The sequence below is a fragment of the Allobosea sp. LC85 genome (assembly GCF_000735605.1).
GTDB lineage: Bacteria > Pseudomonadota > Alphaproteobacteria > Rhizobiales > Beijerinckiaceae > Allobosea.
On record NZ_JPKG01000018.1, the window covers coordinates 14,127 to 26,163 of the forward strand.

11 protein-coding genes are annotated in these 12,037 nt (G+C 65.9%); 7 read left to right on the forward strand and 4 right to left on the reverse strand.

Annotated elements, in window-relative coordinates; translation table 11 throughout:
- Window positions 1-24: 24 nt before the first annotated feature.
- Both FG93_RS08490 and FG93_RS08495 read left to right on the forward strand, forming a co-directional pair.
- Window positions 25-930, forward strand: coding sequence for a LysR family transcriptional regulator (locus FG93_RS08490; RefSeq protein ID WP_043233679.1), 906 nt, complete (start codon window positions 25-27; stop codon window positions 928-930).
- Between the two features lie 100 nt (window positions 931-1,030).
- Window positions 1,031-1,966, forward strand: coding sequence for an SMP-30/gluconolactonase/LRE family protein (locus tag FG93_RS08495; protein ID WP_043233680.1), 936 nt, complete (start codon window positions 1,031-1,033; stop codon window positions 1,964-1,966).
- A gap of 7 nt (window positions 1,967-1,973) precedes the next feature.
- On the opposite strand, the gene FG93_RS08500 is transcribed toward FG93_RS08495, so the two are convergent.
- From FG93_RS08500 to mscL, 3 genes are all read right to left on the reverse strand, one after another.
- Window positions 1,974-3,038, reverse strand: a complete 1,065-nt coding sequence (locus FG93_RS08500; RefSeq protein WP_052513517.1) for an AbrB family transcriptional regulator — start codon at window positions 3,036-3,038, stop codon at window positions 1,974-1,976.
- A gap of 119 nt (window positions 3,039-3,157) precedes the next feature.
- Window positions 3,158-4,348 carry a pyridoxal phosphate-dependent aminotransferase gene (locus FG93_RS08505; protein ID WP_043233681.1) on the reverse strand — a complete coding sequence of 397 codons (1,191 nt, stop codon included), beginning with the start codon at window positions 4,346-4,348 and terminating at the stop codon, window positions 3,158-3,160.
- Window positions 4,349-4,469: 121 nt separating this feature from the next.
- On the reverse strand, window positions 4,470-4,889 hold the full coding sequence (gene mscL / locus FG93_RS08510; protein WP_043233682.1) for a large conductance mechanosensitive channel protein MscL: 420 nt from the start codon (window positions 4,887-4,889) through the stop codon (window positions 4,470-4,472).
- 327 nt (window positions 4,890-5,216) lie between these two features.
- Between mscL and FG93_RS08515 the strand changes: the two genes are divergently transcribed.
- Complete coding sequence (locus tag FG93_RS08515) at window positions 5,217-8,780, forward strand: PAS domain-containing hybrid sensor histidine kinase/response regulator (protein ID WP_043233683.1); 3,564 nt, start codon at window positions 5,217-5,219, stop codon at window positions 8,778-8,780.
- Window positions 8,781-8,798: 18 nt separating this feature from the next.
- Here FG93_RS08515 and FG93_RS08520 read toward each other — a convergent pair whose 3' ends face one another.
- Window positions 8,799-9,359, reverse strand: a complete 561-nt coding sequence (locus FG93_RS08520; protein WP_043233685.1) for a thioesterase family protein — start codon at window positions 9,357-9,359, stop codon at window positions 8,799-8,801.
- Between the two features lie 121 nt (window positions 9,360-9,480).
- Here FG93_RS08520 and FG93_RS08525 point away from each other — a divergent pair, with 121 nt between their 5' ends.
- The 4 genes from FG93_RS08525 (at window position 9,481) to FG93_RS08540 (ending at window position 11,924) form a co-directional block, all read left to right on the forward strand.
- Window positions 9,481-9,993, forward strand: coding sequence for a tyrosine phosphatase family protein (locus FG93_RS08525; protein ID WP_043233762.1), 513 nt, complete (start codon window positions 9,481-9,483; stop codon window positions 9,991-9,993).
- Between the two features lie 33 nt (window positions 9,994-10,026).
- On the forward strand, window positions 10,027-11,016 hold the full coding sequence (locus tag FG93_RS08530; RefSeq protein ID WP_043233686.1) for an NAD regulator: 990 nt from the start codon (window positions 10,027-10,029) through the stop codon (window positions 11,014-11,016).
- A gap of 124 nt (window positions 11,017-11,140) precedes the next feature.
- The gene (locus FG93_RS08535) at window positions 11,141-11,605 is read left to right on the forward strand and encodes an Lrp/AsnC family transcriptional regulator (protein ID WP_176733256.1); all 465 of its coding nucleotides are present in this window, start codon (window positions 11,141-11,143) and stop codon (window positions 11,603-11,605) included.
- A 61-nt stretch (window positions 11,606-11,666) separates the two neighbouring features.
- The gene (locus tag FG93_RS08540) at window positions 11,667-11,924 is read left to right on the forward strand and encodes an exodeoxyribonuclease VII small subunit (RefSeq protein ID WP_043233765.1); all 258 of its coding nucleotides are present in this window, start codon (window positions 11,667-11,669) and stop codon (window positions 11,922-11,924) included.
- Window positions 11,925-12,037: the final 113 nt, after the last annotated feature.

Genomic DNA, 12,037 nt, shown 5'->3' on the forward strand with positions numbered 1-12,037 from the left:
CAAAAATGGAAAAGGTGAGCGTGCATGGACCGGTTCGGCGATCTGGATGTCTTCGCGCATGTGGTGACGGCCAAGAGCATGTCTGCCGCCGGGCGCGAATTGAAGCTCTCCCCGGCGGTGATCTCGAAGCGCATCCGCCGGCTGGAGGAGCGCCTTGGCGTGCGGCTACTGCAGCGCACCACCCGGCAATTGTCACTGACGGAGGCGGGACAGGGCTTCTATGAGCGCGTGGTCTCGATCCTGTCCTCGATCGAGGATGCGGAGGCCTGGGTCGCAAGCGGCGCCGGGCAGGCGCGCGGCACCTTGCGCGTCTCCGCTCCCACCTCCTTCGGCCGGCTGCATATCGCGCCGCATCTGAAACCCTTTCTCGATGCCAACCCGATGGTGACCGTCGACCTGATCCTGAGCGATTCCTTCGTCGACATCATCGCGGAGGGGTTCGACCTCGCGGTGCGGATCGCCGACCTCCAGGATTCCAGCCTCGTCGCGAAGCGGCTCGCTCCCAATCACCGCGTGCTCTGCGCCGCGCCGGACTATGTCGGCGCTCACGGAATACCGGCCAGCATCGAGGAGCTCTCCCACCACACGCTGATTGCCCATAATACCGACCAGTGGCGGCTGGATGGACCGATCGGGCCTGTCGGCGTGCGGGTCAACGGACCGCTTCGGACCAATTCCAGCGAAGTCGTGCGCGAGGCGCTGCTCGCCGGCGTCGGCATCGCATTGCGCTCGACCTGGGATGTCGGGCCTGAACTGAAGACCGGGCAGCTCGTCAGGGTCCTGCCGGATTACTCGGTCGGCAAGCGCGTCGCCGTCTACGCGGTCTATCCCAGCCGCCGGCACATGGAGCAGAAGGTGCGCGTCTTCGTCGACTATCTCGCGGAGTTGTACGGCGCGACGCCGTATTGGGATGCGGGCCTTGATCTATGATGCAGCTCCCGTCCGCCCGTCATGGGGCATCTGCGCGGCGCCGGATTGCCCGGACACGTGGCGTGCTCGATCTTCGCCTCATCACTGGAGAAACCCGTTCATGTTCGGCTTGATCGAAGGCACAGGCGTCGAGGTTCTGGACCAGCGCTTCCACCGGGTCGTACCGGGCTCGGCGCGGGTCGAACGGCTGTGGACGGGGGCTCGCTGGTCCGAGGGACCGGCCTGGTTTCCGGCCCATCGCAGCCTGGTCTGGTCCGACATCCCGAACAACCGCATGCTGCGCTATGACGAAGCGAGCGGCCAGGTCGGCATCTTCCGCCAGCCGGCACGGAACTCGAATGGCAATACGGTGGATCCGCAGGGCCGGCTCGTCACCTGCGAGCATGGCGGGCGGCAGGTGACACGGACGGAGCATGACGGCTCGACAACCGTGCTTGCCGACAGCTGGCAGGGCAAGCGGCTGAACTCCCCCAATGACGTCGTGGTCAAGTCCGACGGCTCGATCTGGTTCACCGACCCGGATTACGGCATCGGCAGCGACTATGAGGGCGACAAGGCGGATGGCGAAATCGGCCACTGCAACGTCTACCGCATCGATCCGGTCAGCGGCGCGCTCTCGATCGTCGCCGACGACTTCGTCAAGCCGAACGGCCTCGCCTTCTCGATCGATGAGAGCGAGCTCTACATCGCCGATACGGGTGCGAGCCATGACCCGGATGGGCCACGCCACATCCGCAAATGCGAAGTGACTGGGGACGGCACGTCGCTGGGGCGCTCGGAGATTTTCGCAACCTGCTCGGCCGGCCTATTCGACGGCTTCCGGCTCGATGCCACCGGCCGCGTCTGGACCAGCGCGGCGGACGGCGTGCACGTCTATCACAGCGATGGCACCTTGATCGGCAAGGTGCTGATCCCCGAGATCGTCGCCAATGTCTGCTGGGGCGGCGCGAAGCTGAACCGCCTCTTCATTTGCGGCACGACATCACTCTACTCCGTGATGACCCACACCAACGGCGCGACCTGGCCGAAGCGCTGAAGCGCGCTCAGCCCTGCGGCGGCTCCGGCTTCATCCGCGCCACGAGCAGCGGCATGGCGAGGCCAAGCAGCATGAAGCGCGCAAGATGGTGCGCGCCGACATAGAGCGGGTCGAGCCCCATGGCGAAGGCAAGCATCGCCATCGCCTCCAGCCCTCCCGGTGCGAAGGCAGCCATCGCGCTGGCATAGGGCACGCCCGCAAGCCGGGCGGCCGGCCAGGCGAAGGCGAAGGCGACTGCCATCGAGACGAAGAAGCCGCCAATGGCGAGCGGGAACAGCCCGGCGATCTCGCCGCGCTTGAGGTTCGAGACGCGTCCGCCCATGGCCGCACCGAGCATGACCATCACCACGGTCGCGATCTCGGGCGGGAGCGTGCCATGGACGGCACCCGTTCCGTGCAGCACGGCACTTGCCATGGTAGCGCCCAGGATGAAGGGCGCCGTGACGCCGATGCGCTCGAAGACGAGCCCGGTGACGAGGGCCGCGCCGAGAATCAACGCCATATCCGGTGCGCTGGCGATGATCACGGCAGGCATCTGCCCGACGCTGCCATCGCTCAAGGCCCGCATCAGACTGGGCAGGACCGCAACCAGGACGAGGATACGGAAAAGCTGGATCACGGCGATGCGGCCAAGATTGGCACCCTTGGCATGGGCAACGGCGATGACGGCCGACAATGCACCGGGCGCGGCGGCCAGCAGGGAATCGATCCAGGACCAGCGCGCGACGTAACGCAGATAGGCGCCAGTGGTGAGCATGATGGCGGCGAGCGCGACGAACAGGACCGCGAGCGAACCGGGATAGCGCGCCGTCGCCGCAAGCGCCTCGGGCGTCGCGGAGGAGCCGATCAGCACACCCGACATCAGCATGGTCGCATCGAACCAGGGCTTGCGCAGATCGGGCAGGCGCTTGGCGACGCCGACGATCGAGACGATCAGCATCGAGCCCGAGAGCCAGGCGGCCGGCACGTCGAACACAGCGAAAATGGCGCCGCCGAGCGCAGCGCAGGCAATCACGGCCGCTTCACGCGACAAGGTCTTGAGCCTGTAGGGGATGTAAGCCGGGCCGGTCATGTCACTCGGAGCGAGCGCCGAGGAGACACGACGCAGGGCCGATCAATGAACGCGGCGCGCAATCCGGTCAAACGGGGAGATGCGACCGCCGCGCAGGGCTGGGCTGCGCGCAGCGGTGCCTATGACGTCAGCGCCCTCTGCAACCGCGCCACCGCCTCGACCAGGTCGGACGACTTGCGCGCGAAGCAAAGCCGCAGGCCCGTCTCGCCTCCCGGGCCGAAAGCGGTGCCCGGCGCCAGGCCGACATTGGCCTGGTCGACCAGTTCGATCGCCAGCGCGCGCGAATCTTCGCGGCCGTCGACGCTGAAGAACTGGTAGAACGCGCCGTCCGGCGCGGTTAGTGAAACCCGGTTCGTCGCCTTCAGGCCTTCGAAGATGATCTTCCGACCCTCGGTTGCGCGCGCGATCTGCTCGGCGACGAAAGGCTCGCCCTCGTCGAGGGCTGCGAGCGCGGCGCGCTGGACGAAGACCGGCGATCCCGAGGTCGAATACTGGATCAGGTTCTCGACCACCTGGCCGAAAGCAACCGGCACCTCGATCCAGCCGATGCGCCAACCCGTCATGGCCCAGTTCTTCGAGAAGGTCTGGACGAAGAGGACGCGATCCTCTGCCTCCATCACATCGTGGAAGGAGGCCGCCCGGGGCGCTCCGCCGAAGACGAAGCGGCCATAGATCTCGTCCGCGATGATCCAGATGCCGTGCTTGCGGGCCAGCGCGAGCAGCGCGGCCATCTCGTCCCTGGTCGCGGTCCAGCCGGTGGGGTTCGCCGGGGAATTGATGACGAGCGCCCGCGTCTTCGGCGTGATCGCCGCGGCGAGCTTGTCGAGATCGAGCGTGAAACGGCCGTGCTCCAGATCCATCGGCACGCAGACCGCCTTGGCTCCCGCCACGCCGATGGCCGCGGCAAAATTGGGCCAGGCCGGCGTCGGGATCACGAGTTCGTCGCCGGGTCCGGCAATCATCCTGACTGCGATCTGGACGGACTGCATGCCCGAGCCGGTCACGAAGAACCGATCGGGGGAAAGCGGCTGGCCGTAAAGCGCCGTGTGGTAGCGCGCAAGCGCCTCGCGCAGTTCGGGGATTCCGCGCTGCCAGGTGTAGAAGGTCTCGCCGTCGGCCAGCGACTTGTTGGCGGCACGGACGATGAAATCGGGCGTCGAGAGATCGCCCTCTCCGACCCAGAGCGGAATCAGGCCGGGCTTGAGCCGGCCGTGATTGACCACCTCGACGATGCCGCTTTCGGGTGCGTTACGGGCCTCGGGCCTCAATTCGGCAATCAGGCTGGCGCCCGGCAGCGTGCTCGTCGTCATCGGCTTCGACCTCGCAAGTTCAATGCCTCACCTTTAGCCGAAGCGGCGAACGGGAGGCATGAAATCGCGAGATCGGGTTGATCGGTCGCGGTGATGAATGGCCCGCGAGCAGGGAGCGAAATCAGGCGTTCTTCTGCTTCAGCAGATCGCGGATTTCGCCGAGAAGCACGACGTCCTGCGGCGGGGCCGGCGGCTCGGCCGCGGCTGCCTTCTGGTCCCGCTTCATCCGGTTGATGCCCTTCACGACCAGGAACAAGGCAACGGCAATGATCAGGAAATTGATGGCTGCGGTGACGAAGCTGCCATAGGCGAACACAGCGCCCTGCTTCCTGGCCTCGGACAGGATCGGGCTAGTGACCGCACTGTTCAGGCCGAAGAAGTAATTGGAGAAATCGAGACCGCCCAGTGCGCCGAAGATCGGCATGATGATGTCGCTGACGAGAGAGTCGACGATCCTGCCGAAGGCCGCGCCAATAACCACGCCGATGGCGAGGTCGATGACGTTGCCCTTCATCGCAAATTCTTTGAATTCCTTCAGCATTGCCCTGCCCCTTCACCTCGGGATGATCGGCTTCACGCCTACCGGACGGCGTGCACGGATGTCGCAGGCTAATTGAGAGTTGCAGCGGTTAGAAGCCCGCGAGGGCGCCGACCCTTCGTCAGTGCACAGTCTTGGCCACGGTTGAACTGCCGACGGCGCGACGTCGCAACGCGACGGCCCGGCAATAGCGGCCGCCGCCGCCAGGAAGCCTCCGGTCCAAGACCTCACGACATCAAGAGGTTAGGCAACGCCTCGGCCGAAAGCCGCATCGCGCTTAGCGTGCACATGCACTAGGCTGCGCTGCTGCCGCTCTGGCATGGAGGCAAGATGATCCCGGCCTGGTCCGTCGTTCTGGTCGCGCTCGGCTATCTCTGCGTGCTGTTCGCAATCGCGCACGCGGCCGATACCTCCGGCCGCAGGCTGATGAGCGGGCCGGCGCGCACGACGATCTATGCGCTGGCACTCGGCGTCTACTGCACCTCCTGGACCTTCTACGGCTCCGTCGGCTTCGCCAATCGCGCCGGCTTCGATTTCCTCGGCATCTATGTCGGGCCGATCCTGGTCATCGGCTTCGGCTATCGTTTCGTCACGCGCATCGTCGAGATCGCCAAGTCGCAGAACATCACCTCGATCGCGGATTTCGTCGGCGCGCGCTACGGCAAGAGCGAGCGGGTGGCCGCCCTCGTCTGTCTCGTCGCCGTGATCGGCGCGCTGCCCTACATCGCCTTGCAGCTCAAGGCTGTCGCGAATTCGCTCTCGGTGTTCCTGACCGCAACGGGTGGGCGGGCGCTGACGCCGGATGTCCCGGTCCTGAGCGACCTCGCCTTCCTCGTCGCCATGGTGCTTGCCGGCTTCGCCTGTGCCTTCGGCACAAGGCATATCGATGCAACCGAGCACCAGGACGGACTGGTCCTGGCCATAGCGGCCGAGTCGCTGGTCAAGCTGGTGGCGTTTCTCGCGCTCGGGATCTTCGTCGCCTATGGGCTGTTCGATGGTTTCGGCGACCTCCTCGCCCAGGCGGCGAAGATGCCGGACGGGGCCCCGCCGATCTGGGAGCGCACCTCGAGTTGGCCGACCTTCCTGACGCTGACCCTGCTCTCGTCCTTCGCCTCACTGCTGCTGGCGCGGCAGTTCCATATGACGATCGTCGAGAACCGGGACCCGGGCGATGTCCGCCGCGCCGCCTGGATGTTTCCGCTCTATCTCGTCCTGATCAATCTCTTCGTGCTGCCGCTGGCGGCGGCGGGGGAATTGCTGATGCCGGGAAGCGGCATCGATCGGGACATGACCGTGCTGCTGCTACCGCTCGAGCGAGGTGCGGGCTGGCTCGCGCTGTTCGTCTTCATCGGCGGGCTTTCCGCGGCGACCGCGATGGTGATCGTCGCCTCGGTCGCCCTGGCGATCATGATCTCGAATCATCTCGTCATGCCGCTGCTGGTGCGCGGCCGTGGCCTGCTCAGCGACCCGGACCGGGCCATCACAAGATCGTCGCGTTCCGGCCCCACCGGCGGCGATCTCGGCTCACAGGTCGTGATCATCAGGCGCTTCGCCATCCTCGCCGTGATCCTGATGGGCTACGCCTATTACAGGGCGGCGGGAGAAGCGGCACTCGTCTCGATCGGGCTGCTGTCCTTTGCGGCAACCGCGCAGATCGCGCCCGCTTTCTTCGGCGGATTGCTCTGGCGACGGGGCACTGCGCTCGGTGCCGTCGCGGGGTTGACCACAGGCACACTGACCTGGGCCTACACGCTCTTGGTCCCTAGCCTCTCTCACCCCAGCAACGTCTGGGGCGATGTGGTGGCCAAGGGGCCGCTGGGCATCACCGCATTGCGGCCGGAAGCCTTGCTCGGCCTGGATCTGCCGGCACTGCCGCACGGCGTGCTGTGGAGCCTCGGCCTCAATCTCCTCTGTTATGTCGGCTTCTCCCTGCTGCGACCGGCCAACGCCATGGAACGGCTGCAGGCCAACTCCTTCGTTACGTCCGATCGGGCAACGATGGCCCAGTCCTTCTCGCTCTGGCGTTCCAGCGTCACCGAGGCCGAGCTGCAATCGACCATCGGTCGCTATCTTGGCCAGGAGCGGACGCAGCGCGCGTTCGAGGGCTTTGCCGCTGGGCGCGGCGAGGTTGCCAGCAGCAGCAATCGCGAAGCCGACATCCACATGCTGCGCTTCGGCGAGCATCTGCTTTCCTCCGCCATTGGCGCGGCATCCTCGCGGCTTGTGCTCTCCCTGCTGCTGCGCCGCCGGAACCTGTCGACGGAAGCCGCCTTCAAGCTGCTCGACGATGCTTCGGCAGCGCTGCAATATAATCGCGATATCCTGCAGCACGGGCTCGACCATGCCGGCCAGGGCATCACCGTGCTCGACCGGGACCTGCGGCTGCTCGCCTGGAACCAGGCCTTCATCGAGCTCTATGACCTGCCGCAATCGCTGGTGCGGTTCGGCACGGGGCTCGACGAGATCGTCCGCTTCAACGCAGCCCGCGGCGCCTATGGCGATGGCGAGCAGGATGAGTTGATGGCCGCGCGGCTCGAGAGCTTTGTCAATGACCGCGAGCCGGTCCGGCTCAAGCTCTATCCCTCGACCAAGGTCATCGAGATCCGCTCGAACCCGCTCCCCGATGGCGGCCTGGTGACGACCTATACCGACATCACCGAGACCGTCGCCGCACATGAAGAGCTCGAGCGGACCAATGAAAGCCTCGAGCGCCGCGTTGCCGAGCGCACCGAAGAAATTCTCCACGTCAACGCCGAGCTTCAGCGCGCCAAGGCCGGAGCCGAGGAGGCGAATGCCTCAAAGACCCGTTTCCTGGCTGCCGCCAGCCACGACCTGCTGCAACCCCTCAATGCCGCGAGACTCTATGCGACGGCGCTGGTCGAGCGCGACCGGATCGCTGCAAGTCCCGAGCTCGCCGAGAATATCGATGCTTCGCTGGACGCGGTCGAGGAAATCCTGACGGCCCTGCTGGAGATCTCGCGCCTCGACGGCGGCGCACTCAAGCCGGAACTGACCAGTTTCAGGCTCGACGAACTGATGCGCCAACTCCAGCGCGAATTCGAGCCGAGCGCCCAGGAGCGAGGGCTGCAGCTGGTGTTTTCGCCCAGCTCCGTCGCCCTGCGCTCGGACCGGCGCCTGCTGCGCCGGCTGCTGCAGAACCTGATCTCGAACGCAATCAAGTACACGCCGAACGGCAAGGTCCTGGTGGGCTGCCGCCGCCGCGGTAATCAGGTTTCGATCGAGGTGCTCGATACCGGCCTCGGTATTCCTGCCAGCAAGCAGAAGACCGTGTTTCGCGAGTTCCAGCGGCTCGATCAGGGAGCCAGGGTCGCACGTGGCCTCGGGCTCGGCCTTTCAATCGTCGAACGCATCTCCCGCACGCTCGACCACAAACTGACCCTGACCTCCACCCCAGGGCGCGGGACGCGGTTCTCGGTCATGGTGCCACGAACAGCACCGCTCCCGGCCATGGCGACCAGCAGCACCCCGCCCCCGACGCCTGCAGGGCAATTGGCCGGGCTCCAGCTCCTGGCGATCGACAACGAGCCGGCGATTCTCGATGGCATGAAACGCCTGCTTGAAGGGTGGGGCTGCACCGTCGCGACGGCGCCCGGCCTGGACGAAGCGCTTGCGCAGGTTCAGGCCCACGGCATGCCGGACGTGATCATCGCCGACTACCATCTCGACCATGGCGACGGACTGAACGCGATCGCGGCTTTGCGCGATCGTTCTGCCAGCCGCGTTCCCGCGATCCTGCTGACCGCCGATCGCTCGCCCCAGGTGCGGGAGGCGGCTGCCGCCTTCGATGTCCATATCCTCAACAAGCCGCTGAAGCCCGGGGCGCTCAGGGCCCTGCTTGCGCAATGGCGCGCGATGCGTCTCGCTGCTGAATAGCGGGGAGGCCTGCCCCGCTCAGCGCTCGGCAGCACCGGCTTGGCGCATCGCCTCCTCCGAGGCGAGAAAGGCCGCGACCTCGGCGGTCTGCGGCGGGCTTTCGGCGCTGATCCCAATATCCGCGAGAATACGGGCCACCGGTACGTAGCTCCTGGCCGCGCGATCGTAGAGGGCAGCCCGCACCAGCGCCACGGCCGCAACGATCTCCGTGCCGTCCCGCCCCCGGCTGAGAACGCGATGCTGCATCACCAGCCAGTTTTCGGTCCAGCACAGGATCCTGGTCTCGAGCTCGAAGGGCCGGAACAGGCGCAATTCACGCCTGAAGCGAATCATCCCGGCGTTGACCACCGGCACCCAACGTTCACGCAGCACCGAGCGCCAAAGCCCGGTCCGCAGCATCAGGTCGGTGCGCCCGAGATCCATGAGGCTCCAATAGCGGCCATTGTTCATGTGCAGGCTGGTGTCGAGATCGTGGAACCAGACGCGGAACGGCAAGACCGACGCGTCGAAAGGTGGCTTCAGCCTGGGTCGGAAGGGCGTGGTGACAAGAAGCCAAAGCAGGCGCAGCCAGAGGTTCATGCAGGCTCCTGTGGAGCGTCGCCGTCAAACGGAGCGCCCCGTTCTCGATCTCGCGACGATTGGCCATATCATCGTCACCGACTCGCGCCACTCTTTCGCACGCCACGCAGCGGAATTCGCCATGCCGACACTCCATGTTTCGTCCCTCGCCCGGCTTCACGAGACGGTGGCATCGGTCGGTGCCAGCCATGTCGTAACCTTGATCAACGTCAACACGGTCGTGGAGCGCCCGGCCGGCATTCCGCCCGAGCGGCATCTCTTCATCGGCATGTCGGACATCACAGCACCGCTGGACGGGCATGTCCTGCCCGACGAGGCCCATGTCCAGCGCTTCCTGAGCTTCATCCGCGACTGGGACCGCGCCGCGCCGATGGTGTTTCATTGCTGGGCGGGTATCAGCCGCTCGACGGCCGCGGTTTACATCGCGACCTGCGCTTTGCGGCCCCAGCGTGATGAGGACGAGATTGCGCTCGCGCTGCGCAGCGCATCTCCCTCGGCCACGCCCAACGCCCGGCTCGTCTCGATCGCAGACCAGATCCTGGGACGCTCCGGTCGCATGACCACGGCGATCGAGCGCATCGGCCGTGGTGCGGACGCCTTCGAAGGCACACCATTCCGCATCGATCTCGATTGAGGCGGCGCCGAGCTTGCGGCATCGTAGGGTGACATGCCGAAAGCCACACCCCCCGCCATCGAGATCGGCCTCGCTGCAGCGATCGTCGCCTTCACCGGCAATCAGCCGCATATCCTGACGGCGCAGGTTCGTGACGAGGACGCTACGCCGGGGCTCCCCTACGGCCCATTCGACCCGCTGGCGCATCGCACTTTCGAGATCGGCCTGCGCTCCTGGGTTGCAGACCAGACGGCTTTGTCCCTCGGCTATGTCGAACAGCTCTATACGTTCGGCGATCGCGGGCGGCAGGCGGAAATCCGCGATACCGGCCCCCATGTCGTCTCTGTCGGCTATCTCGCGCTCACCCGCGCACCATCCCTGCCGGAACAGGTCGCATTCCAGCCCTGGTATGGCTTCTTTCCCTGGGAGGACTGGCGAGCCGGCCGCCCGGCCGTACTGGATTCGACCATCCTGCCGCAGCTCGACGACTGGGCGCAGGATAAGGCGGCCGAACGCGCGGAGCAGGAGCGGCGGGCCCTGTCGCGCCAGCAGCGCATCGCAAGTTGCTTCGGGCTCGGCGGCGCGCCCTGGGACGAGGAGAAGACGCTCGAGCGCTACGAGCTCTTGTACGATGCCGGGCTCGCCTATGAGGCACTGCGCGACCGGCGGCCCGACGCGCTGCCGCGTTCTCCCAGTCCCCTGCTCGGCCGGCCGATGCGCTTCGACCATCGCCGCATCCTCGCGACCGCGATCGGCCGGCTGCGCGCCAAGCTCAAATACCGCCCGGTCGTGTTCGAGCTGATGCCGGACGCCTTCACCCTCACTGCGCTGCAGAACACAGTCGAGGCGATTTCGGGCCGGCATTTGCACAAGCAGAACTTTCGGCGACTGGTCGAAAGTGCGGCCCTGGTGGAGCCGACAGGGACGATGACCCGCACGGCCGGGCGCCCCGCCGCGCTCTTCCGCTATCGCCGCGAAGTGATTGCCGAGAGGCCGGCTCCGGGCCTGCGCGTCGGTGGGCGAGGTCTTGGCGGAGAGCGGTAGCTTTGTGCGGATGCGGAGGGAGTTGTCGTGCATATCAGCGCGACAACTGAAAATCTGAGCAGAAAATTGCTTGCTTCTTACGAAATTTGCGACAATGCATCGCCCTCAAGAGGGGGCCATTGCCATGACGATCGAACTCGATTCCCGCGACCGGACCATTCTGCGCATCCTGCAGACCGATGGCCGGATCACCAATTCGGATCTGGCCGAGAAGGTTCACCTCTCCCCCTCCGCTTGCCTGCGCCGCGTCCGGCAACTGGAGGAAAGCGGACTGATCCGCGGCTATGCGATGATGCTCGACGACAAGATCGCCGGCTTCCCCGGCACGGCCTTCGTCTTCGTCACGCTGGACCAGCAGGGGCGCGCCTCGCTTGAGGGGTTCGAGCAGGCGGTGCAGAATCTGCCCGAAATCCTGGAGTGCCATCTGCTGGCGGGCGCTCACGACTATCTGATGCGGGTCATCTATCGCGACAGCGCCGATTTCGAGCGTATCCACACCGACATCATCACCCAGCTTCCGGGCGTCACGCGCGTGCAGTCGACGCTGACGCTGCGCACGATCAAGAAGACCTCCGCATTGCCGGTCTGATGCAGGGTTGCGGCGAGCAGGGCCAGAGCCGATAAGAGTGGCCCAACGGGAATCGCCGACCTTGACCGACGCCAAATCCAACTCCGATATCGCAGCCCTGCCCTTCGAAGAGGCGCTGAAGCAGCTTGAGAGCATCGTTGCCCGGCTCGAGCGCGGTGACGTTCCGCTCGAGGAATCGATCGACATCTACACCCGCGGCGAAGCGCTCAAGGCACGCTGCGACGCCCTGCTGAAGCAGGCCGAGGCCCGTATCGAGAAGATCACGCTCGGCGCCGACGGAAAGCCGGCCGGCACGGCCCCGCTGGACGTCGACAAGTAAGCCCGGCGCGCGCCCGCGCGCTAGAGCATGCCGCGAAGAGCGGCAACGGTTTTTCGCATCAGGCATGCCCTAAACTATGAGAATCGATCACGTTTTCTGCGGTTTGACGATTT